The organism is Pedobacter sp. AC190, assembly GCF_979258025.1.
Window position 1 is genome coordinate 4,158,432 of record NZ_OZ409824.1, and the last position, 23,528, is coordinate 4,181,959.

The window sequence follows — 23,528 nt, forward strand, 5'->3', positions numbered from 1 at the left end:
CGTTTTATCTACTTTCAAATGCTAAATTGGCATTTATTAATTAAATATTCTAGTGCAGAACATCCATCTTAAAAATTTAATGTTAAATATTAAAATGAAACAAATATATGTTCGTGTAAATAATTACAAAGCCAAGATGGCTAATTATATTTGATGATTTTTAGATACTAAGAGGCCAGGCTATTTATATGTAAGGTTGTTATGAAAACGAAAACTCTGACTAATTTGTAATATATTTTGAGGAGATCAGTAGCAATAAAATACGGTCTGCTTTAGCTTCCTCATAATTTTCTTTGAGCAGCTGGTTGATATGTCTGTTTTTTAATTTTACGGCTGCCATTTGTAATATCTGAAAAGATGCCATTTCTATACTTTCTATATTCTGCAGGTAGAATATAATAGACAGATCACGCATTTCAGGCTCTCCTGCCTGTTCTTCAATTGCTTCGAAGGCATCTTGAATTAAACCCGTCAGGCCATGAATGCTGCCCTTTGATACCTCAGCATCCAAAAGGGAATAGATAACTTCCATTCTTGCAATCTGTTTCTCAACATCTCCGACTGTGTCTTCAATGGCAGACTTAAGATCGTCGAATCCTACCTCTTTAATTAAACTTGGTAACCTTGACACAAGATGCAGTTTGGCACCGTAGATGCGATTGAGGTGCTTAACGAAGAAAATCTTAAGTTTCTCAGAACCTAAATTGATTTTTTTCCATGACTTGGACTTATCAGGTTTTTCGGACATTAATAGTGTATTGGTCCGCTAAGTTATAAATTCTTTTACCTTTTCGAGAAGTTTGTTTATATCAAAGGGCTTACTAATATAACCATTAGCTCCGCAAGAGCTTGCACGTTCATGGACATCAAACTCAGCAGAAACCAATAGTACGGGGATTTTCTCCATACTTGCTTCGCCCCTGATTTCCTCACAAATTTTATCGCCTGTTTTATGATAACCAGCAATCCTGACATCTAATAAAATCAAATCGGGGTTAAAAAGTTTTATATGGTCTGTATCAGTACCTGTATTCTGCAAAACCACATCATATCCTTCCTCGGCAAAAATGATGTCCAAAATAGAAAGAATATCCTCATCATCATCAATTACAAGTATTCGTTTCGCCATATTCTTTGCTTTTGTTTTTATTACTGCAATTATAAATTCAGCCTAACTCTAAAGTAGTTCTGCGACGGGTATCCCGTAAACTTCAAAGAAGAGCCTGCTGAAATGGTTTCTAGACCTATAACCTGCGATATTGGAAATCTCTTTGATTGTACGATATTTCCCTGAAGCAATGGCTTCCCAAGCCAGCTGCAAACGTATTACCCTTACAAGCTTATTTGGTGTAATACCCAATATGCTATGAACCCTCCTGAATAACTGGCGCTGACTGAGTGCCAGCCCATCGCTGATTACTTCTAGGTTTAGATTTTCCTTTCCCGCGTTTTTACGTACGATTTGCTCAAAGCTGTTCAGCCACAACTGGTCAGATTGTGAAGGCTCTTCTAATGGTATTTTGTCATCATCAGATTTCCCTAGTGCAAAAGTGCGATCAACTGAATCTTTTTGTTGTCTGAATCGAGAATGATGGTCATCATTTATCATTCCAAGAATCGATGAAATGCGATCATATTCCTGTAATTGCCTTTGAAAAGTGATGTCCTTTGCAATTGCAAACACAAGACTGTCCTTTTTAATGGGAACGGACGTCCAGGTTAGCCATACAACAGCGCCGCTTTTGGTCAGGTATCTGTTTTCAAAATTGAGAAGTGAATGCCCTTCCAACAATGCCGATCTTTTCTCTGCCGTCCTTATCCTGTCATCAGGATGGATAAATTCATTAATTGGTCTGGCAAAAAGTTCATCTTCTGAATATCCCAACACCTTTACAACTGCAGGATTTATCTTTTTAAAATATCCATCAAATCCGGCAATACACAAAAGATCTGGTGCCACCTCGAAAAAATACTCCAGGTCGAAGGCCTTCTTTGAACTTAACTTGACCATCTTCTGTAGTGATTCATAATCTAATTCCTTTAACTGACTACTGGATATTTATATTGGTTAAATACAAATGTTGCTTAATTTGTTTTCAATTCATGAGCTACAGATAGATAATGTCACTTTTGAATGCACATTAGGCAGTTATGTGAGCATAAAGCCATTATACATAGAACTTGTTACCTACTTAACCCACTCCCAAAGAAGCCTAAGCCATAATCAAAATTCTTAAAAAAAACTTCTTCTTTCAGCATACGGAGCCGCTGCAAGCATCTGTCTTCAAGGATCAAAACAATAGCACCTTACAGACAAATATTTAATCCTTATGCGTTTGGTAGTAAGAGAAACTGAATTGCGGATAAAACTCTGGGTGTTGAAGATTTAAGTGTTATGGCTTGTAACAAATCCATAAAAAATGGGAAATTATGAAAGCGCCTTAGCAAATTACAAGCTAAGTTTTTCAAAATGAACCAAATATCCAAATCTCTGCTCATCGCTGTTACATTTCTATTATACCTGAATGCTGTCTGGGCCTTGCAGCATGGAAAGCCAGTCAAAGTTGAAATCCGTGAAACCAAAACCGGGTACGAAATTTTACGCGGGGGAAGGCCTTATTTTATAAAAGGTGCCGGGGAACTTATAACATGGAAAAGTTGCAAGCTTCAGGCGGAAAAGTTTCTGGCCACCATTAATTCACCCAAGCCCCGGCCAACCTTATCGGTATTATACCTGACTGCAGCGAAGCTAGCCGATGAGCTGAGTATCTTGACAATCATATCGCTTGAGATTTTGATATCTGGACAACTTCGTAGAGCTTATCAGATACCGCATTATAGAAATAGCAAATAAACTTGTTAAGTATAGATCAGGCTCGAAACTGATCAGGCTGCTAAATCATCGAAGAGCAGCAGCACTAAATATCTAAAAAACAATATAGCCACCAATCATGCAACCTAGTGAGCAAGCTAAATAACCAATCAATTAACTGGATAACTGAAGAGCAAAAAGAACCAGCTACGCTGATATTCAATTGGCCAGCTCAAAAAGTAGCCAAGTATCAAAATGACAAGCTACCAGATCAGCTAGCTAGTCAGCAACCTGATAAGCTTTCTCATCAATCGCTCCAGATCCATCTTGATTTTATTGTATTTGCAGAGTTCCAGCAAAAGCCTGTCAACCAAAACAGCTGAAAGCGCCCATCGCGGTTTAAGATATTGGCATATCTGGCCAGCTGGTTAATATTATTTCCGGCCCTTGAAAGCTCCAGACCAACCAAATCTAAATTACCCATTAGCGATTTAGCGTCCAGAAGTATCCTTTGTCCTTCAAAGAGCAGTTTTTTACGGATCAGATCCGCTTTTTTCAACACCGATGCTTTTTCCATAGCATGAACCAGATCAAACTCATCCTGGGTAAACCGGACATCTATTTTTTTTGATGCGTTTGCCTGAAACTAATGTTGGCCCACCTTTATATCTCATCTGATACCCTCCTAATTCAACTTCTGCAAACTATACTAGACTTCAAAAAGGAAACGAGTTGCGAGTTTCCTTCACCCTTTATATTGAGCGGATCCCGCGAAGAGATAAAGGCAAGATTCTTTTCGTCCGACAAAAAGACATCTTGCCAATAAAAAAACAAAACAACACCACTTCCTTAATATATAGCTCCCATACTTACCCATAAGAAAAAAAAACCTCAGAAGAAACGAAGAATCACGCACCAAATCAAGACAAAAAGGGGCCTTTAGTCCCCCTCTACCTAACCAAAACACACACAAACCATGCGTAAAAAAAGGTAATCCGGAATTACTCACATCGGTCCATACAGACCGGCTCCTCACCTGCCCCTGCGCTTTCACCATATTGAAATAATCTCAGCTTCGCAGGATTTTCCGCTCCTCGCAGAATAATGTTTCATTCCCAAATGTCAAAGATCTTGAAGACCATCTCGCTTTTAAGGCAAAACCTTGATAAACCGATAGATCAGTATCCACCTAGCAGCAAAACCAGCTAACTGAATTCCATTGAGGCAAACCTATTGAGGAACCAAGAAACAGAAAATTTTTGAACTGAGTTGGGCTGAATTTGCCAGTATATGGACTAATACCGAGCCCATAAAAGATAGAAATGAATTTTAGTGATCCATAACCCGCAGTATTCTGGTGTGCTGATAAATCCCGATGTTTGATCATTCAAAAATCAGCCCGTATTGACAAACCACTATTGGAAGAAAAATTATATAACTTAGATTTGTTAAATGAAAGCAGTCCTTTTACAAAAATTTGGTAAACCAGAAGCATTACAACTTAGTGAAATAGAAAAACCTGTTGCCAATGATGATCAGGTATTGATTAAGGTCATTGCGGCCGGGATAAACCCAGTGGATGCCAAAATCAGGTCCGGATTACATTCATCCTGCAAAGACCTTAAATTACCCGCTATTCTTGGGAAAGATGTAAGTGGGCAAATCGAATACGCTGGCGGTAATGTAGTGGATTTCAAAGTCGGGGACGAAGTTTTTGGATGTATAAACGGCAGCTATTCTGAATACCTGGCCGCGAGCCCAGAAACTATTGTAAAAAAACCGGCAAATACTTCATTCACCGAAGCAGCTGCGATATCACTTGCTGGACTTACAGCTTATCAGGCCATCCATGAACAGCTCGGGCTTAAAGAAGGGCAAAAAATATTAATACAATCCGCTGCCGGAGGCGTAGGTCATCTGGCTGTGCAATTTGCTAAACTCCGTGGTGCATTTGTCTACGGAACCGCATCCGCAAAAAATGCAGCATTTCTCAAAGAACTGGGCGTGGATGAAGTGATCAATTATAAAGAGCAGAAATTCGAAGACATAGCTACCGATCCAGACGCGGTATTAGACACCATGGGCGGCGAGATACTTTATCGTGCCATCAGCATTGTTAAACCAGGCGGAAAAATTGTTTGTTTACCTTCCTCCACAAAAGATGATCCTGTTGCCATAAAACTAGCTAAAGAAAAAAATATCGAATTGATCTGGCCAATGATGCGCCCCGACAAAGAACAATTGCAGCTCTTTGCCACTTTACTGGAAAAAAAGGATTTAAAAGTAAAAGTAGAAAGCGTTTACCCATTAAATAAAATCGTCAGTGCCCACAAAGCCATAGAATCCCACAGCGTCAGCGGAAAAATTGTTCTCCAGATTGCTGGGGATCTGTTACAAAACCGTAAATCCGGTTAGCTTTTACAAGAACAAGCTCAACAAGTAATGATGAGCTACGGGTCGGGAACCATGCAGCGCTGCCTGAGCAGTCCCTAAAGCATTTTACAACGTAACTCCAGAACTTCCAGGATTAGATATTCTTCGGTAGTCTGATTTTGATTTAAGCGGTAGTTTCCTTTGCTGAGTTCGTGAAGCACCCAGCTTTGAAGCTTTATTCCGCCACTCCACAATTCCAGTTCCATCGGCAATCCATCACCCCTGATGGATTTGACAGATATTTGATAAAATCTAAACCAAACACCTGGCCTTTGTCAAATATCAGTGTCAAAGACTCAGTGACATTGGGTTCCAGAACCTCTAAACGGGTGAATATCCAACTCAACTATCGAATGAGTCAAGAAATGAAGTTCAAGAAGCATATAACAAGGTAGGTATTGATCTGATCTAAAGTAAAATATATAACAATAAAACCTGTGCGTTGAAACCTCTTTTCTTCAAAAAGGAGCTGAAACATAAGACAGGCTATATGTCTGGTCATTAATATGAAAAATAATTTTTAGTGACTAACTAATTTTAGCGGTAAATAACTTACATCTTTACGAAAAAACGTCCTGAAAACGGAGCTATCAGGATGAAGTTTGATCTTAATGTCAGCCTGTATTCGATTCATACTTTGTTCAGACAAAACCCAGTTCATCGGGATCTTCTTCTCCTCTGGCGATAATGGTGCCTTGATAAAAATCCCACTGTCTGCTTTAATCCTTTTCTCCAGCATTGCTGAAGACCATTCGCTACGTCCAACCCGTGTATTGTAAAGGCCAAAAAAGATCTCAGTTAATTCGTTCAGCGCTTTGAGATCAGTTGTATCTTTAGCCACTTCACTGAACCGTAAAGAAATAACAACTGGCCTGATCATTTTGTAAGCATCGGTACTGCGCAATTCATCCAGAATTTCCAGCATAGCACCAGTTCCGGTATTTTCCACATAGCCTCCGTCTAAATAATGCAAGCGATGCCCGTGGGCCAAGCTGATTGCTGCTCCAGGTGAGAAGAGAGGAAAGCGGCTGCTGAAATTGATAGCAGTACTGTAACGAGTACTGCTAACTTTATTTGCCAGCAAATCACGTTGTGTTGCCAAGAAAGCTGTTGGCAGACTCGCCCCGGAAACCCAACATTGCCGCCCAGTTTCTACCTCAGTTGTGTTTATCAAAAGAACGGGTTTAGCACGCCCGGTATCGGGCAAAATAAATTCATCCCCATAAGTGTTGCGTGCGCCGTCGACAAATTTCCCATATGCTCCTTCCCATGATTTCTCAAGCGCCACCGCTCTATCAAATCTGTCGGCCATCTTCCAGTAAAACAAATTCAGGAATTCGCCGAAAAACATCTTGCCGATGAGCGGGGAAAGTGAATCGTTCATAAAAAATTTCCTGGTCTTCTCAACCGTCACCGTATCCCTGAAAGGAATATTAGACCTGAAAGCCGCGGCATTGTAAAACCCAAGACCAACCGAACCGCCCGACACCCCTGACATGGCAAATATAGAATGCCTCAAATCAACATTCCGCCTGATCAGTTCAGCCTCCATTTGAGTTAAGAACAGCGCAGTATAAGCCCCCGTACGAAATGCCCCACCCTCAGCACATACAAAAACTACGGGATACTTTTCAGGTGAATAACCTAAGCGTTGATCTACATCTTTTTTATAACCAGCGAACCAGTCGCTGAAGTGAACACGAATGTCATTGCGGTTTTCTTTTTTTCCATAGATCCGCACTGGATGGTCCTGATTTATAAAAGACATAATGACCACCCAGATCAATAAAAGCTGACGAATTCCAATAGGCGAACGAGGAAGAATGACCTTGTCTACAAATAACAATCCTGCATACAAACCAGTATAACATGCAAACGCCAGGCAAACCAGTCCGGCAGCCCCAATATGATCATAAACTGGCCATTCAGCTGGAATAATGCTGATCATAATCAACAAGATCAAGGCCGAAAGTGCCATTTTGTAAACCTGCTTATGAAAGGCCGGATAGACCAAAAAAGGAGGTAAACGGTAAACCCACTTTAATACGCCGACGCTATCTTGTATTCTATCCCTGTTTTCAAGATGAAATTCCAAAGGAATGAGATTATTTTTACTAAGTACGTTTTTATCCTTTGGCATTTCGTTAGGATCACCCTTTGGACTGCTTTTATAAAAATTAACTAAGCCTTGAGTTTCCTTTCGATATCTGCCAATAAAGTTTGTCGGTTTGGGCAGACTGAATATATGATTGTTATAAATTCCATAGAGTTTATTGATCCATTTCTGCTCCTGGGGTGGTAAGGAACGGTGTCCAAGCTTAGTGCGTCTTGGGCCTTTTTTATCAAGGGGTTCAAATTTGTGGAAATACAAAAACGACAAGGCGAACAACATGCCGATAATGATCAGGATTGAAATACCAAAGTACACTAATCTGTCTGGCCAGGAAAGATATTCAGCGTTAAACATGGTAACAAAAAATGCTATGATTACCAATATTCCAGGCCAAAGCAGAAAAGAACCTGCCAGGAGTTTTTGCACTGTTTTTCGCCACAATACCCGTTCATCGCTCAGGTTCATACCTGAATTATCTGAAATGCTGATTGCATATCGTATGGCCAGTTCAGAAGCCATACTCCATAGTAAAACCCCAATGACAAGCCCAAAAAATGGCCACCAGTTGTGTGGAGATGAAAGCATTTGCTCTATTAAAACCAACAGCGTATCACGTCCCTGTGGAAGGATAAGAAAAATGAAACCAACCAGAAATGCCGGAACGGAAACAAAACCAATACTTCCCAGTACAGAAAAAAAGTCAGCAACAAAGTCCCGTATCCTGAGCTGTTTCCAGCTTAGTCCAATAAGAAAAATGCCTTTGCGTATAATCTGAAGAAGACCATTCGACTGGAAGTCCTGGGCTTGATTAAAAGCCTCCTGGTTATTAGGTATAGAGCGCTTACTCATAAGACGGGTTAAGATTTTATAAAAAATTAATTTATAAACATCAAATAATTAACAAGTTATCATTTTTAAACAAAAAAACAATGACATAATTACCCAATGATATTTGAAACATGGTGTCCGCAACCTGACAACCAGTAACAATCGTAATTAACAGGATATTAATACGATTCTAACTGCTACTAAAGATAAGGTAACGCTTAAAAAACCCGAAAATTCAAGTTCGAAGTCAGATATAGCAGCTTAAACCTCTGAAAAATGTGCGCTGCTATATCTTTTTAATCAATGGAAATCACTAAAGCATTTCTATTCTATTAACAATAGAATCCGCAAGAAAAATATAAAACAGAAATGATATCAGTTTATCCAAGCTTTTTCAAAAAAGGGATACTTGGTGTAAAAAAGTATTCACCTCCCTTCATTTTCACAAAGCCACTAAAATTAAAAGGGTTACCCTGATTAGCACTGCCCCATTGCTCAGGAAGCGTCCTTGACTGCTCAGTACCCTGCATGATTATGCTGTCCTGTCCTTTATTAACCGGAGATGGCGCAATATTTCCTTGCGACCAAAACCCCTGCAACACTTCAAAGGCATTCCCGATAGAACTTTGATAACACATAAAAAGCAATCCTACACCATCCGACGGTTTATCCCTGTCCTCAAGCATTTCTTGGGTAATGGCAAGGACTTCCTGATCATTCAGGCGTGGAGGCACTAAATCATCGTATGGCATACCTCTTCTGGTGATGCGGTGCAACAGCAGATCCGCTGGACCAGCCTCAGGATCGCCCTTTCTGGGATTCATCAGCCTGACATGCGCGTGAAAGGGACATTTAAGCCCAGGATCATCCTCATAAGAGAAATCATTAGTCGGATTATGAGGATCAGGCTGAAAAGCACCGTCTTTCATTGTGACCGGAGTGCCGTTCTCAAACCGTCCAACAATCATCGCCCCAGGTAATTCATCATCATCCGTTCCTGAAGAATTCACAACTTTCGGCAAACCCATTCCAGTTCCGATACTGTTTTTCTCCGCCACCTTAAAACCTTTCACATCCTGTTCCAGCTTCCTAAATACCAGGTAACTACCGAACAAACCTGCTTCCTCAGATTTTTCTTCAACCAAAACCCTGCCGAGCGTAGTCTCATCATCCCATGCCCTGGGCTGAGATTGCCCGTTTATTTCATCCGATAAATACATAGGCTGGCTGATTCCATCCGCATAACCAAAATGCTCGATACCAACCCCTGTAGTCATTTTAAGCACATTTCCCCTTTGCATTTTAACTAAACTGGCAAAGCCCGAAACAGCAGTAATGAGTTTGTTAGTTTCATTTTTCCCATTAAAGTCATGATCATCAGCTATTATGACAAGCATATCAATCTCCTCCTGAAACCCAGCTTCCCAGCTAGAAGGTTTGTCATGGACCAGATCAGCACTAGCCTTCATCCCGGAAGCAAAAGATTTATCCCCAGGCATAGAACCTGAGAGCTCCAGTTTTTCAAAACCATATTTACTGAGCGATAAGGTAAACACCGGTCCACCATCACCAAGCTTACCGCATTTAAAATCCCTGGCATCCGTTAACTGCCGCTTAGCACTGGTTATAGAAGAAGAGGCAAAATTTGAAATCCATTTTCGTGCGAGTGTCCCCCTTTCCTCCTGGAATTTAAAAAATAGGTGATAAGCAAAATTTCTACCATGAAACTTTAAGATATTGGCCTGCAAATTACTCAGCAGGCGATCGAATTTCGGATCATCCAAAGAGATCCCAGAAGATTGTTCCAGATTCATTTTAATTTAGTTTTGCGCCTACTCTTGCTTACCCTTTTCGGCATCCGGGCAGCCTACTATTTTCTTAAGGATTTTCGGCCTGGTTCCTTCAATGTATCTAAAATCAACACCGGATAACCAAACAGTCAATCCAGGATTATTATGACCTTATTTTTTAATCAGCTGATCGGTGTAAACCGCATAACGAAAAGCAAACTTTGCCCCGTTTTCGCTTCTGTGCGGCATATCCCCGCCATAGGCAAAGCCCGCCCAGCCCCCAAGTTTTGGGATCTTAAATTCAGCCACCAGCGCCAGGTGTCCCCAGTTTTCATTGAAGCTCTTTTGCCTGTAGTTAGAAAAGATATGCGCATATTCACCAGAGATGGCAAACCCCCGCTTATTAAAATACCTGGCCCTGGCTCCAATCACGTGCCGGCTACGCTCAGTTGTATCCGATTTATGGCTCACCATCGCCGTCTGAGCGCTTACAACCAGCTGCCCCTGCTTCCAAAGCTTAGTAGAATAGGCCGACCAAAGTCCCACCCTGTCTTTAAAAAGACTATCTTTTTTCAAAAAGCCATTTGCAGCTAAAGCGGATGCCCCGAAGCCTAAATCCAAGCGCGAAGCGTTCCAGAACCGATCGGTAAAACTTTCCCTTACCGCCACCACTGTTGAATCAGCTGCTGCTGCATCAAGCCTTTTTTGGAAATCAGCAGCTGTTTCCCCGAACCTTGGCTGAACCTTTCCCAAAGCTTTTAAATAAGCATTTCTAAGTTCGTCGATATAAGCCCGGTTGGTCCTTGGGTCAGCCTTGTCTATAAGCGTAAATCGAAGTCCTGCCGCTAAAAACACATCCTGGGCATGATCACTACCAGGCGAGGAACCCAAAGAAAACGAAGTCCTCCAGAGCAGCCGCTTGAAATAGTTATTCTGATAATCCCCCAGTGAACCTGAAGCAAAAGCAAAAGGCCGTGCATCAACGGCCAGATCAGACTTCAGCCTTTTTCCCGAAATAAAAGTTCCGAAATTAGCATACAGGTCATGCGCACTGGTCAGGTGCGTAACCTCACTTACCTTTCCAGGTAAGAGCTCCAATGCCGGCGAGGAGGCCACCCCATAATTGATGCGCGTAAGCATCTCTTTAATCACCTTTTCCTGAGCAAGCGAAACCTGAAAAGAAAGACTAAAAAATAAAACGGACAGGAAAATCAACTTTTTCATGTAGTGCTCAGTTTAAAATGGTATACAAAAGCAATATCCTTATCCAAAAGACTTCCTTTGCCCCCATCGGCAGGCACTTCATTTTTGAGCATCCGACCATCCTGAAGAATAGTAACCTCAATTTCATAAGGAGAAGGCAGCGGATCATTATGGTTAATGATAACCCCTTCGATTAGAAAAAGCTTACCGTCCAGTTCAGCTGCTTTACCCAGCGGCACATCTGGCTCATCATTGGTATAATTCCCTGATTTAATATCGGGGGATTCATCGGAATTATACCGCCATACCATGCCCAGGTAAACCTGAGGAGACCTAGGACAGGTAATCCTGGCCGTTACATTTCCATTTTTGCCATTCAATACTATTGCTGTAGTGCTCATATCCTGTTGATTAAAGAGGTCGTTGTATCAGAAAACAAGGGAGATTTTAAACCTGACAAGCGGCTCATGACCTGGCTGGCACGCCTCTGCACCTGAAAAGCAGTAGAAGAAGATTTCTGTTGAAGGGTATTGATTTGCTCCTGCTGGTTTTGTTGAACCTTAATATCCCGAACCGCTTTGGTATAACCCAAAAGACTCGTCCAAAATGCCGATCCCCCACTAGCCAGGAGCCCGAGGAAAACAGCAGGCAATTTGGAAAACTCCGATTTGGCTGAGGCCTCCACGCTTTCTTTCACCAGCTCAGCCGTCAGCCAGCAGGAAAGAAAAGCCAGCAGCATCACAACCGATTTACGCCAAATCTCCGGCCTTTCCGTCGAGGACTTTTGTGCATTGGGATCATCGGCAAGCCAGGGAATCATGGTCTTTAACAGCGTGACCAGCCGCTCACCCGCAAGGCTAATGGCCATAATCAGGGTGATAAGAGAAATAACAGGGTCCATAATCATTTTTTTAATCAAAATTGCCTGCTCAGCCCTCCCTTATCAATACCCCTGTAGCGGTATTTTGCATTACGTTTGGGGTATTGATAAAAATTATATAAGTTTATATACTAGTAAGTTAACAGCCCTCCATCCCTTAATCAGACCAAAAGAAAATACCCCTTGGGTGGTATGGTTTCGATGGTAGAGAGTATTGAAATTTGTTATAATCAATCTTTAATAACCATCAAAAAAAATGACCATGTCAGAGACCAAAACCACAAACTCACCAGAATTCGTTACAGTCACCTGTGATAAAATGAAAGTAAACCTGGCCAATGCCGGAGAGTTCATCACCGTAGAAGCTGCAGCCATATCCCTTGGGAAGTACCTGTCGGATCCATCTACCCCCGCTACAAATGAACAGAGCCACATTTTCGGCCACGTATTTGGAATCAATAACTTGAAAAAGGTGTTGCTGGAAATCGATATCTACAATTCAAAGCAAGGCGATAAGGACCCAAAAATCGCCGCCATAAAATGCTATTACGGTATCTCAGAGAGACATGACCCCGATTTCCCGCTTAAACCACAAAACGGGGAGTTCAGGGACCTGATTTTGATGCCAGTGCTCGACAATGGAAAGGACAAACATAACATAAGCCTAAGGGGAGATGAAATCCTATCGGGATCCAGACCATGCCCAAACCAGTGCGGCGAAGATAGCTTCCTGAACCAATAAGCCAATGACCTCATTTAAGGATATCAGCTTTGCAGTTTCCAACCTCTCGGATATCTCCGAGATTATGCCTGCATTGATATGGCTTAAATGGGGAAATCATAACAAGCCCTATTTAATATTGGGCTTGTTTTTTACCTTTTCAGGTGTCCTTAAACTCATCACCCTGATAACGGCCATCCAGAACATCCACAACATGCCACTTTACCATTTGCTAGCATTTATGGAAGTAGCCGCCGTGTATATCTTTTACCGCCAGAGCAGTGCTTCAAAACCAAATCCAATACTTTTGGCAACCCTGTTTTGTATTTATGCAGCCAATACGATGCTGCAAAACCTGGATGCCCAGTTCAACTCCAATACCTGGACCCTTACCGTGCTAATCATCCTGTTTATGGGATTATCCTTCTTCTATCAGATTTATAAAAACGAAGATAACATTACACTCAAGAAGATGCCCCAGTTCATCATTACCTGCGGCTGGCTGATTTACGCCTCCGGATCCCTGTTCACCTATCTGATGGGAACAGACATACTTTCAGGCAAACCAGAAGGTTTTTTTAATAATGCCTGGATATTTCAGTGCCTGAGCAACCTGATTAAAAATCTGATCATCAGTTATGGATTTTACCTGTCAAGCCCCCTATGTCGCAGGTAAGCTACTTCATATTGGGGACCTCAGTCATGCTGCTGATGATCAGCGTTATCATCTGGTTTGTCTACATCTACCAGCGTAAACTAACCCTGCGCAATAGCCAGTACAAAGCAATCGAAGAGCTCATGCACCGAAATGAGCTGAAATCCGCGTATGCGGTGATCGAAGGACAAGAAAAGGAGCGCAAAAGAATCGCTGCAGAAATGCATGATAACATTGGAGGGTTGATCTCCACCCTACACATATTCAGCGACCTGGCTGCTAAAGAGACTGAAATCGGGCAGATCAAAAGGCTATGCCTGAGGGTAAACCAGGTAAGTACACAGTTAATCAGTGAAACGAGGAAACTTGCCTATGAACTTGACCTCAAAACCCTATCCGGCTTTGGGCTCAGGGTCGCCCTGGAGCAATTATGTGAATCTATAAATGCAATGGACAAGCTAAAAGTAACTCCCTTAATAGAACTTAAATCACCTATTGAAGAAGTCGTTTCGATAAATTTATACCGGATCATCCAGGAACTTTTTACCAACACCCTAAAACATGCCGCTGCCACGCAGGTCAGAATAGAACTCGCTGATATCGAAAACGAGCTTACCCTGATCTACGAAGACAATGGAAAAGGTTTCCACATCGACCAGGTCCCCCCAGGTATGGGCCTGGATAATATCCGCAAACGGAGCGATGCGATACAAGCAAAACTTACCGTAGATTCTTCCCAACACGGCAGTACATTTATTATCGAACTTAAATTATGAAATCAATAAATTTATATCTGGCCGATGACCACGTGATGATGGTCGAGGGATTAAAGGAGATCCTTCGTGCACATACCCATCTAAACATTTTAGGAACAGCCTCAAACGGTGAAGAAATCATGGCCCTGATGAACAACCGCCCGGCGGATGTCATAATAATGGACATAAACATGCCAAAGATGAACGGCATCCAGTGCACCGAATGGGTAAAAAAACACCATCCCAAAACCAAAGTAATCGTACTCACCATGTTTCCCGAGAAATCCTATATCGACCAGCTCATCACAGCCGGCGCAGACGGATGTTTACTGAAAAGCCGAGGGAGCATCGACCTGATTGAAGCAATAAACCGAGTTAGTGCAGATAAATCCTATTTCGATACCATAAAAGAATTCAGCAAACCAAATGATCACCCTGTATATAACTTAAGCGAGCGGGAAATTGAAATCATCAGGATGGTCGTAAACGGGATGACCAGCGCCGAAATCGCAGATAAACTATTTCTCTCTGAACACACGGTGAAAACCCATCGCAAAAACATTTTCCGCAAAACCGGAATCAATACCGTCAGCCAACTCACCTCCTTCGCCATAAATCATCAGATGTTACATTAACCTGTAAATGGACTTTCATTCAAAATAAAATATTAGAAACTCAAACCCTCCCCCTTCTTTTACTCTCTTTAAATTCAGCCAACAGCTCACTCTTATAAAATTTATCTCCGCCTGGAAGCTTAAGCGGTTTCAGCTTACCCTCTTTAACCTTTCTTTTATAAGTGCTCTCACTAATCCCAAGATAATCCTTTACGTCCTGGCGATCCATCTGCGGATCCTCATCAAAGACCAGATCACCATGATATTTACTGTTATAAACGAGAACCAGAACCTGATATATCTTAGACAAAATATCCAAAAGTGAATCAATCTTATTCATAAGCAATGAACTTAAGTTTTAACAAAAGGCCAGATTGCAAATCCAGAGAGATAACCAGTGCCATTTCATTTTCCACCTGCCTAAGCAACCTGCTGCCAAATTCCTGTACCATAATTAATTTATTTATCACAGTCAAAGCTAACGGAACAAATTTCAACGGTACTATTTTGAACCAAAACGGGCTAAAGGTGAGCTATCCAGGCTCATCGCCAGAAAAAAATATCAGATCCGTCCACGGCGAACACTTTCCTTGAGTTCATCTTCCAGTTGAAACCGGTAAAACCGGTCACCCCCAGGCATTTTAAGCGGAGTCAGTACACCTTGTTTCACCTTTCTTTTATAAGTACTTTCACTGATCTTTAGATAGTCCTTAACTTCCTGCCTGGTCATATGGAGGGAATCCCCAGGGCTTTCCTCAATCGACTGCTGATGTTGTAAGTACCTGAGAATTTCGTAAATCTTGCGGAGGATATCCAGTAGCGAGTCAATCTTATTCATAAAAAAAGATTTAAGATTAATAAAGAAATGAATTATACAAAAAAAGCCTCCAGATGCGTTTTTGTCAAGTTTCACTTAGGTGGCTTTTTTTGCCACCCCAACTCATTGCAAACAGTGGATAATAATCTTTGTCACCATAAACCACCTTTTTCATCCTTCAGGCAATATCGCTGGTGTAATTGTTTTTGACACTATTTTTTTGCCCGTTAAATTCAATGTGACGCTAAAATCATCACCATGAATTTTGAACTGGAATATCTCTGGAATCTTTGCACTCAACAATCAGCCAGACAGCAAAACAACAAGCAAAAGCAAAGCCTTATTAAAGAGTTGATGGCTGAATCCGAAAGGTTAAAAAAGGTGTACCTGTTTTTTTCACCCTACCAGGAAGTATCCCTGGCCTCATTCATCCGTTTTCAGCAGCACAGTCTGGCCCGGCTTCTGTCAGCGGTTGAAACAGGGTTCGAATTCCCAAAATCGCTGCAGGCAGACCATCAGCAGCTTATGGCTGAACTGCAGTTACCAGGGATGCTGGATGAACTTCTCGATTTTATAAATTATAATTTCCCGCTCGAATTTGATTTCAATGCGGCCATATCGGCAACCTGTTTATTAAAAGAACAAAAGTCGCAGCAAGCCCTCGCAGAACTAATTGATAAAAAGCTCAGAGAAAAACAGATCAGTCTGCAACTGCGGAATATAATCCTGGATGCTGTAAATTTATCGGACCGGGCGGATTTCACCTATGGGGATCTGAGATACATCCATGCAATTTCTGATCAAATCCTTAACAAACTCGATAATCTGGATTCCGAGCAGGCAATCGTAAATCTGCTGTCGGCCCATAACTTCAATAAGCCACAGTTTTTCGAATACCTCAAAGTAGGGATGCAGGCGGATTTAGAAAGTGCGCCGGAAATTTCCGAAAAATACAAGGCACTGCTGATCCTAAAAAAAGAAAGCGGGCAAAATGTATCCAGACAAACCAGTCAGTACACCCTGCTGCATCCCCCGCTGTCTGAATCAATCCTCGGATATCTGGAATCCGAGCGCCTGTTCTTAAAAGAAATGGAGCTGATAACCACAGAATGGGTAAACTCCGGGCTGCTGGATGCGAACTATAAGGTTTCACTAACAGTGAGACAACTGGCATTTTACATCTACCTGAACGTGGAATGCGGCATAATCACAGAACAGCGCGCAAAAAAAATCCATCAATATGCAATTACCCATCTCGATACCCAGGAGAAAAGCGGAATATCTGAAAAAAGCTTTAAGAATGCCTACTATCTCCACCATGCTGAAGACATTAAAAAAGTCATGGAAAAATTGGCCAAGATGCTTGCCATAGCACGTGAGCGTTACTGAATAGAATTCAGAATGAATTAACAGGGACCGGCTACATCAACCAAACCATAATCAAATTTTTTGCAGCACCATAATGGTGGTCAGCGGTGGCCGTTTTAGCCACTTGACAAAGGGAGCAGGAAAGCTTTCTTTACGCTAAAAAAAGAAATGAACAACAACCTTATTTACAATTACCTGGAAAAAATATTTCCGGTTAGCTCTGGCCTAATGGCCTACATGGACGTCGCTTTAAAGGAATTCTGGTTCGAAAAAAACCAGTTGATCGCTGAAGATTTTTTCGTGGACAATCCGCTGGTCTATTTAGTCCAGGGAACCATCAAAACACAAATAGACGGGCTCAAGGAACCCGGGCAACACCTGGTCAGGTTTCAATTTGAAAATTCCCTTCTACCAGGCATCGGCGAACTTGATACAAATGATTATCTGAAAACCACCACAACAATCGAGGCTTGTCTGCTCAAGACGCTCCCGCTAAAACACGAATATAATCTTTACAAACTTTTTCCCGAGTACCATCAATTAATGAAAAGACTGCACCAAAACCAGCTGGCAGATATATTGACTTTCTTGTTTAACCTCAGGTTTGAGGAGGGTAACCAGCGATTAACCAATCTTTTAAAAATCCAGCCAAAGTTATTCCAGATCGCCTCGGTAAATGATATTTCCGCAGCAGTGGGTGTACATCCCCATACGTTAAGCACATACCGTAAATCCTAAAACAAGGTCAATTTCCCGCAGACGAGCGAGAGGAACCCTAAAACCCCATCTTTCCTCCGATACATCCGCCCTGCGGGAAATGTCCAGCTCTCAAATTTGCTTCATGGAAAGCATATTCAGAAAAGATCACCAAAAGGAATACTGGATTCAGTTCATCATCAATACACTGATCATCCTCTGGATATATACAGCGGGATCCAAACTTATGGACCTGGAAGATTTTAAGCGCCAGTTATCCCTTCAGCCATTTGGGACTAAGGTTAATTCTTCCTTACTGTTCCTGCTTCCAGGCGTTGAAATTTTAACCGCCCTGTTACTGCTGATGAGGAAGACCTTACGTGCCGGATTATGGCTATCCGCAGCGCTGCTGACAGCTTTCATAGCTTACGTCTTTCTTGTTCTTACCGGTTATTATACAAAGGTACCCTGCAGTTGCGGAGGAGTCCTGAAATTTTTGAGCTGGAAAAACCACCTCATTTTTAATGTCGTATTCCTGACCATCAACGGATTTGCGCTCTATAAAATAAATATAAAGAAAGGAGGAAACGGAACAGAGAAAATAAATGGCCCGCATTGAAGAACAGTATTTGCCGGCTAAAGATAAATAACAAAAATACCTTAAACTAAACTTTTTCGCTTGCTTTTTCAATGTAAAAAGCACCCAACAATATGAAAAATTTAAAAATTAAATCAGGCTTACTAGCCTTAGTACTCGGATTGGCAATTGTTTTTTCTCAGTCCGCCTTTAAGTATGTCGAAAAACAAACCGGGAAAAGCTTCGATACCAGAACATTTTATTACCACGGTCCCTCAACCTATACACAAGCCCAGGTTGAAGACGAAGCCAACTGGAGCACAGTTCCTTCCGAAGACCTGTGTGATCAAACCAACCAGGTCGCCTGCAGAATTGACATTGACCTGAGCTTCGTCGATAACCCGTCATCTCCAGCACCAACATTGAAATCAAGTGCAAACCTGGTTGCAGCTTACAACACATCAACTTCTTCAGCATATATCACCGGGTCTGCAGATCCCAACATGGCTAAAGAAAACAATACCAAACCGTAGTTACATGCGGTTGATAACAAGGGCAAGGCTATCCAGCCTTGCCTTCTTGCCTCAAAAACCTATTTCAATCCTATTTAATTCTGCGGTATGCCACTCTGCTCAATAATATCAACTGGCAAGGGCAAGGCGTAATATGGAGCATCTACCTCAAGCCTGTAAAACTGCCCCTTGTAGAAACGGGCAGGAATAATATTTGCCCCCTCCTTATTGAGCCGTTTGATATCGGCCCAGCGCAGATTACGCATCAGCAGTTCCTTCCTTCTTTCCGTCCTGACTTTCAATAGCGCTTCCTCCCTGCTTGTTGCCGTAAGAGGAAGATACGTGACGGCATTTCTCCAACGCGTTTTAAGCAGTAAATTAAGGTCTGCCATTGCTCCTGGGATATCTCCTGTCCATGCACGTGATTCAGCTCGGGTCAGGTAGATTTCATCGACGGCTAATCCACTAAACAAGGTAAATGCATTGGAAGCATAACTCCCTTTGAAAACCTGGTTCCCCCGTTGACCCGGAAATAAGCACGCCTCCTTAAGTCATTCACGTTGTAACTTGAATATAGCGTTGAATCAACCCTTGCCAAACTGGGTGCATGTAAGCCCATACCCGGAAACATTTCCGCATAAAATATAGTTTCCTTGTTAAATCTCCTGAAAGGAACAGTGATATCCAGCCCCAAAACATCAGGGTCACCATTGAAATCCATTAATGTAGCTTGCAATTTCAGACACTCATCAGAAAACTTTAGCGCGTTCGGATAATCCCGCATATAAAGGTACACCCTGGAAAGTAGTGCATATGCGGCAACCTTTGAAGGCCTGGTTGTGTTCAACGGCAACTCCGGCAGGTACTGTACCGCATCAGCAGCATCACTTATCACCCTTTCCAGACAGTCCTGTACACTCGACCGGGTCGAAGGGACATTAAAGTCACTCTGAAGACGAAGCACAATCCCTAAATCCAGCCCAGAGGTATTCACATCATAGGCTTTACCAAACTGCATGGTCAGCGCAAAGAAGTAAAAGCTCCGGTAAAACAATGCCGAACCTTTAATATTATCCCAGACTTTACTATTAGCTGGGATTCTCTCCACACCACCAAGTCCTTCCAAACATAGGTTTGTATTATATATCGCCAAATAAGCCTCAGACCAGTCATTCTGATACCGGTAATCTACTTGCCTCCAGAAGTATGTGTCCCTGGTGAGATCAGAAGCAGCGTTAATGGTTGCTTCAGGCCAGAAATAGTCATCAGATGAGGTCTCGCCAAATGAAGGGCTCCGCAAAAAATTCATCAGTGCAGCATCATCCAGGATACCCTGAAAATCATTTAAAGTTTCCGGCACGACCAGCCTGGCATCAGATTTCAATTCCAGATATTTCTTACAGGAAAGATTGCTTATTAATAAAACGGCAATGCCCGCAATAAGCATTAAAATTTTTATTTTCATAACTATTAAACATTTAAATTATAAACTGCCCCGAACACCAATCGTGTAACCTTTACTGATACCCCAGGTTCTGGGATAATCCGGGTCAAGACCAAGCTTATTAGCCCGCCACAACACCCCCAGATCAGAAGCGTTCAAAAACACATCCAGGCTCCGGAAAGGAAAGTTCCATTTCGAAGTATTCAGGCGATAAGTCAGGTTTACATAATCAAGCCTGAGGTGGTCAGCTTTAATCACGTTTTCGGTAGACCCACCAAAGAAGGTATCCCGCAAACTGTTTAACGGATAAACGAAAGAAGGAATATTTGTGATCCGCTCATCACCAGCCTTCTGCCACCGACTGGCATAATCCCCATGCCCAATTCCCGAATTTACCAGCGAATTATAGCTGATTGAAGATTTGGTGGTATAGTAGCCAAACTTATAACTTAAGTTAAAGGACAGGCTAAAATTCCCGTAACGCAAGGAGTTGACCAGTGATCCAAAGTAAACCGGGCTTGTAGGTCCCATAAAGTCGATATTATTCCCTGAACTGCTCGCTTCGGCAAAGATCGCGTTATAATCCGTACTCAGCTTTCCATTGACAAAACCCTGAGGATTCCCGCTACCATTCAGTCCCCCGAATCTGTATGCAGCCACAGCATAAAGGGGCATGCCAACGATCGGACTGATACCAGTCCCGCTGTTAACCAGATTGTATATCGCAGCTGTAGATGACTGGCTATAATATTTCAATGTTTTGTTCCTGTTATAATTGAAATAAAAATCTGTATTCCACCCGAACTTAGCACCTTTAAGATTAACCGAGTGCAACTCCGCATCAATACCATAACCTTCCATATCAGCAACGTTTTTCACAATCGTTGCAGCCCCGCCCCAGGCGGTATAATCGAATGCAGCCGGAGCATATAAATCCGTACCACGTTTACGGAAATAACCTACCGTTCCCCGCAGGCGGTTCTCCCTCAATCCGAAATCAACCTTGAAGTTCAGTTGGGAAAGCTGCTCCCACCTCAGATCCGGATTGTTAATGGTCCTTACCCTTGCATATGGGAGCCCGGTAACCGTATTGGTACTATATAACGCAACAGCTGATGCCGTCCTGGATAGATCCACGTTACCACTATACCCAAAAGTTCCCGTCAGGTTCAGCACCGGCAGCCAGTCAATATGGTAAAAGCTTTCATCCGAAAGGGACCAGCCAAGCCCTGCTGACCAGAGCGGGTTCCATTTATCATTTGTATTGGCACCAAAAATATTCGAACCATCCCTGCGCAAGCTACCCGAAAGCCTGTATTTACCTCTAAAAGTATAGGATGCATTCCCGTAAAAACTCAGAAAACGGTATTTTGTACTCGTTAGGGAATTCGCAGAAGACGGAATCAACGCGGTACTGCCCGTTAAAAAATTAGGATATCCCGTTGTGAAATCCACATTCCCAAAAGTCAGCGGATCAGGCTGATAACCGTAAACAACATTTCCACTTCCCAATGTTTCCACCTGCCGCCCCTCAAAACCAGCTATGGCATTAATGGAATGTACACCGATATTCTTGTTTAAGTCAAACTGCAGGCGGGCCGTCTGTGAGCTGACCTCATCTCGCGAAGTGGAAAGACTCCCTCCATTGGGCACAACATACCGGATTGCGCCAGTCGAACGGTTGATCTGGCTGAAGCTGTTGATAAGGTTCCTGGCCTGATACCCCTGTACATCAGCATGTGTTCTGGAGTTGCCATCCTGAAACTGATACTGGTAACTTAAATCCGCACTTAAAAACGAAAGGATTTTATAATTTAAAGCCAGTGAACCAAATATTTCCTTTTGCTGCCTGGTTACCGTAGTATGCTTATAATCCTCGGCCGGATAGTATTTCCAGTCCAGCAATTTCCCCATTCCCGCGGTATCCGTATAAGCACCGCGGTAGCCAAAAGCAACCGGCAACGGAGTACCGTCCGCATTCCTGAAAGAAAGATAGCTCGGAAGACGGCCACCACTTGTTATTGAATTATAGGCAGGCGCACCTGACCTGGTAGACAAAGAAGATAAACGTAAACTGGTAATCGCCTTTAACCTCTTCGAAATCCGGTAATCCTGGTTCAAAATCAGGTTAACCCTTGTTGAGGAATTTTTCGTTTCCCCCTTAACATCATCATAAGTCCCGGAAAGATAATAGTTATGGATTTCTCCACCACCCCGAAGGTTCAGTCCATACTGCTGCGTCAGGGCATGGCGGTAAAATTCGTCCAGGTAACTTTTCCTGACATCGATTTGCTTCAGCGCATCCAGCTGCGAAACAGCCTGCGCAGCACTAAGACTTCCCTTGCGCCGGGCGAGTAGAATCTCAACCGCAGGGGTCAGCGCTAAATATGGCGTATTAATCCTGCTGTCGAAATATCCCTTATCAAACAAAAACTGCTCCACATCTACATAATCAGCAGCGTCCATCTGCTTATAGCTGTATAAATCAGGTAAGGCGCGGATCGTCGAGTGCGCATTGAAAGACACGATAAGCTTCTGGTTATTCTTCCCTTTGACCGAGGTTAAAACAATTACCCCGTTCCCCGCCCTTGCGCCATAAATCGATGAGGCAGCAGCATCCTTAAGGATGGACACACTTTCGATATCAAAAGGGTTAATATTACTGATATCACCCTCATAGATAAAACCATCGAGCACAATCAGCGGGTCCAGCGGGCCATTGATGGTACCCAGCCCCCTGATGGAAATACCTGTTTTGTTCTGCGGGTTGCCACTGGTTTTACCAACATTTAACAGGACACCCGAACTCTGTCCCAGTATCCTGTCCAGAATATTCGTCCCTGTCCGCTCATTGAGCATCTTTTTATCAATCACCGAAACCGTTCCATTGATTTCATTCGCCTTAACCCTCTGGTAACCGGTATTGATATCAACAATACCCAGATCGTACAATACAGGAACCAGCTTTACCGAAAACGCCCTGTCCAGGTCTGCCAGACTTTTAATGATTCTCGTTGTCGGCACATAACCAGTAGAACTAATGCGGACCGTATCCGGAAATTTTTTAATATTCACCACAAAGTGCCCCGCGGAATCTGTACCGGTCATTCCCCCGCTTGCCCTAACCTCAGATAATCCCTTATCTCCATAATCAGCCAGGAGAATCGTCCCTTTGAGTTTTCCAGATACCGGCTTTTCACCCTTAACCTGGCTAAAGGCCGTCAAAGTCGACAAAACAAGAATGATTATACTCGCTAAAACAAGGATCAGCAGCCTCCTGCCCTTTTCCATTACATTTGTATATCTCATA

The 23,528-nt window shown here is 42.5% G+C and carries 24 protein-coding genes; 10 read left to right on the top strand and 14 right to left on the bottom strand.

Features of this window, described 5'->3' with window-relative positions:
• Positions 1–220: 220 nt before the first annotated feature.
• From ACZZZI_RS18245 to ACZZZI_RS18255, 3 genes are read right to left on the bottom strand one after another with little or no spacing between them, the layout of a single operon-like run.
• Positions 221–748, bottom strand: a complete 528-nt coding sequence (locus tag ACZZZI_RS18245) for a DUF892 family protein (protein ID WP_316758656.1) — start codon at positions 746–748, stop codon at positions 221–223.
• A gap of 18 nt (positions 749–766) precedes the next feature.
• Entirely contained in the window at positions 767–1,129 is a 363-nt protein-coding gene (locus tag ACZZZI_RS18250; RefSeq protein WP_316758654.1) for a response regulator transcription factor, read from the bottom strand.
• Between the two features lie 48 nt (positions 1,130–1,177).
• A complete protein-coding gene (locus tag ACZZZI_RS18255) occupies positions 1,178–2,011 on the bottom strand; it encodes a PAS domain S-box protein (RefSeq protein WP_316758652.1) in 834 nt (277 codons plus the stop codon).
• Positions 2,012–2,470: 459 nt separating this feature from the next.
• On the opposite strand from ACZZZI_RS18255, the gene ACZZZI_RS18260 reads away from it, so the two are divergent.
• A complete protein-coding gene (locus tag ACZZZI_RS18260; RefSeq protein ID WP_463490486.1) occupies positions 2,471–2,854 on the top strand; it encodes a hypothetical protein in 384 nt (127 codons plus the stop codon).
• Between the two features lie 265 nt (positions 2,855–3,119).
• Here the strand turns inward: ACZZZI_RS18260 and mobC are convergent, their stop codons facing one another.
• Positions 3,120–3,389, bottom strand: a complete 270-nt coding sequence (gene mobC, locus ACZZZI_RS18265) for a plasmid mobilization relaxosome protein MobC (protein WP_316758647.1) — start codon at positions 3,387–3,389, stop codon at positions 3,120–3,122.
• Positions 3,390–4,264: 875 nt separating this feature from the next.
• Between mobC and ACZZZI_RS18270 the strand changes: the two genes are divergently transcribed.
• Entirely contained in the window at positions 4,265–5,227 is a 963-nt protein-coding gene (locus ACZZZI_RS18270; protein WP_316758645.1) for an NADP-dependent oxidoreductase, read from the top strand.
• A 538-nt stretch (positions 5,228–5,765) separates the two neighbouring features.
• On the opposite strand, the gene ACZZZI_RS18275 is transcribed toward ACZZZI_RS18270, so the two are convergent.
• The 5 genes from ACZZZI_RS18275 to ACZZZI_RS18295 form a co-directional block, all read right to left on the bottom strand.
• The gene (locus ACZZZI_RS18275; RefSeq protein WP_463490489.1) at positions 5,766–8,207 is read right to left on the bottom strand and encodes a hypothetical protein; all 2,442 of its coding nucleotides are present in this window, start codon (positions 8,205–8,207) and stop codon (positions 5,766–5,768) included.
• A 359-nt stretch (positions 8,208–8,566) separates the two neighbouring features.
• Entirely contained in the window at positions 8,567–10,000 is a 1,434-nt protein-coding gene (locus tag ACZZZI_RS18280) for a Dyp-type peroxidase (RefSeq protein WP_463490491.1), read from the bottom strand.
• Between the two features lie 147 nt (positions 10,001–10,147).
• Positions 10,148–11,200, bottom strand: a complete 1,053-nt coding sequence (locus ACZZZI_RS18285) for a hypothetical protein (RefSeq protein ID WP_316758637.1) — start codon at positions 11,198–11,200, stop codon at positions 10,148–10,150.
• A complete protein-coding gene (locus ACZZZI_RS18290; RefSeq protein ID WP_316758635.1) occupies positions 11,197–11,580 on the bottom strand; it encodes a hypothetical protein in 384 nt (127 codons plus the stop codon). Before ACZZZI_RS18290 ends, ACZZZI_RS18285 begins: the two co-directional genes overlap by 4 nt.
• Positions 11,577–12,080 (bottom strand): hypothetical protein, encoded by a 504-nt coding sequence (locus tag ACZZZI_RS18295; RefSeq protein ID WP_316758633.1) that lies wholly within the window; start codon positions 12,078–12,080, stop codon positions 11,577–11,579. The genes ACZZZI_RS18290 and ACZZZI_RS18295 overlap by 4 nt, the downstream gene beginning before the upstream one ends.
• A gap of 241 nt (positions 12,081–12,321) precedes the next feature.
• Here ACZZZI_RS18295 and ACZZZI_RS18300 point away from each other — a divergent pair, with 241 nt between their 5' ends.
• Genes ACZZZI_RS18300 through ACZZZI_RS18315 form a run of 4 tightly spaced genes read left to right on the top strand, consistent with a single transcriptional unit; the run spans position 12,322 to position 14,825 of the window.
• Positions 12,322–12,801 carry a hypothetical protein gene (locus ACZZZI_RS18300; RefSeq protein WP_316758631.1) on the top strand — a complete coding sequence of 160 codons (480 nt, stop codon included), beginning with the start codon at positions 12,322–12,324 and terminating at the stop codon, positions 12,799–12,801.
• 4 nt (positions 12,802–12,805) lie between these two features.
• Positions 12,806–13,456: a hypothetical protein gene (locus ACZZZI_RS18305; RefSeq protein ID WP_316758629.1), complete on the top strand. Its 651-nt coding sequence runs from the start codon at positions 12,806–12,808 to the stop codon at positions 13,454–13,456.
• Positions 13,444–14,211: a sensor histidine kinase gene (locus tag ACZZZI_RS18310; protein ID WP_316758627.1), complete on the top strand. Its 768-nt coding sequence runs from the start codon at positions 13,444–13,446 to the stop codon at positions 14,209–14,211. Before ACZZZI_RS18305 ends, ACZZZI_RS18310 begins: the two co-directional genes overlap by 13 nt.
• Positions 14,208–14,825, top strand: a complete 618-nt coding sequence (locus tag ACZZZI_RS18315) for a response regulator transcription factor (protein WP_316758625.1) — start codon at positions 14,208–14,210, stop codon at positions 14,823–14,825. The genes ACZZZI_RS18310 and ACZZZI_RS18315 overlap by 4 nt, the downstream gene beginning before the upstream one ends.
• Positions 14,826–14,865: 40 nt before the next feature.
• On the opposite strand, the gene ACZZZI_RS18320 is transcribed toward ACZZZI_RS18315, so the two are convergent.
• Complete coding sequence (locus tag ACZZZI_RS18320; RefSeq protein ID WP_316758623.1) at positions 14,866–15,144, bottom strand: helix-turn-helix domain-containing protein; 279 nt, start codon at positions 15,142–15,144, stop codon at positions 14,866–14,868.
• A gap of 222 nt (positions 15,145–15,366) precedes the next feature.
• Positions 15,367–15,642 (bottom strand): MerR family transcriptional regulator, encoded by a 276-nt coding sequence (locus ACZZZI_RS18325; protein ID WP_316758621.1) that lies wholly within the window; start codon positions 15,640–15,642, stop codon positions 15,367–15,369.
• A gap of 237 nt (positions 15,643–15,879) precedes the next feature.
• Here ACZZZI_RS18325 and ACZZZI_RS18330 point away from each other — a divergent pair, with 237 nt between their 5' ends.
• The 4 genes from ACZZZI_RS18330 (at position 15,880) to ACZZZI_RS18345 (ending at position 18,795) form a co-directional block, all read left to right on the top strand.
• The gene (locus tag ACZZZI_RS18330; RefSeq protein ID WP_316758620.1) at positions 15,880–17,010 is read left to right on the top strand and encodes a hypothetical protein; all 1,131 of its coding nucleotides are present in this window, start codon (positions 15,880–15,882) and stop codon (positions 17,008–17,010) included.
• A gap of 147 nt (positions 17,011–17,157) precedes the next feature.
• Positions 17,158–17,727 (top strand): cyclic nucleotide-binding domain-containing protein, encoded by a 570-nt coding sequence (locus ACZZZI_RS18335; RefSeq protein WP_316758618.1) that lies wholly within the window; start codon positions 17,158–17,160, stop codon positions 17,725–17,727.
• A gap of 103 nt (positions 17,728–17,830) precedes the next feature.
• Positions 17,831–18,304, top strand: coding sequence for a MauE/DoxX family redox-associated membrane protein (locus tag ACZZZI_RS18340; protein WP_316758615.1), 474 nt, complete (start codon positions 17,831–17,833; stop codon positions 18,302–18,304).
• 92 nt (positions 18,305–18,396) lie between these two features.
• Positions 18,397–18,795, top strand: a complete 399-nt coding sequence (locus ACZZZI_RS18345; protein ID WP_316758614.1) for a hypothetical protein — start codon at positions 18,397–18,399, stop codon at positions 18,793–18,795.
• Positions 18,796–18,869: 74 nt separating this feature from the next.
• Here the strand turns inward: ACZZZI_RS18345 and ACZZZI_RS18350 are convergent, their stop codons facing one another.
• From ACZZZI_RS18350 to ACZZZI_RS18360, 3 genes are read right to left on the bottom strand one after another with little or no spacing between them, the layout of a single operon-like run.
• Positions 18,870–19,247, bottom strand: coding sequence for a RagB/SusD family nutrient uptake outer membrane protein (locus tag ACZZZI_RS18350; protein ID WP_463490497.1), 378 nt, complete (start codon positions 19,245–19,247; stop codon positions 18,870–18,872).
• Positions 19,232–20,239 carry a RagB/SusD family nutrient uptake outer membrane protein gene (locus tag ACZZZI_RS18355; RefSeq protein WP_463490499.1) on the bottom strand — a complete coding sequence of 336 codons (1,008 nt, stop codon included), beginning with the start codon at positions 20,237–20,239 and terminating at the stop codon, positions 19,232–19,234. The genes ACZZZI_RS18350 and ACZZZI_RS18355 overlap by 16 nt, the downstream gene beginning before the upstream one ends.
• Before the next feature lie 18 nt (positions 20,240–20,257).
• The gene (locus tag ACZZZI_RS18360) at positions 20,258–23,527 is read right to left on the bottom strand and encodes a SusC/RagA family TonB-linked outer membrane protein (RefSeq protein WP_463490501.1); all 3,270 of its coding nucleotides are present in this window, start codon (positions 23,525–23,527) and stop codon (positions 20,258–20,260) included.
• Position 23,528: the final 1 nt, after the last annotated feature.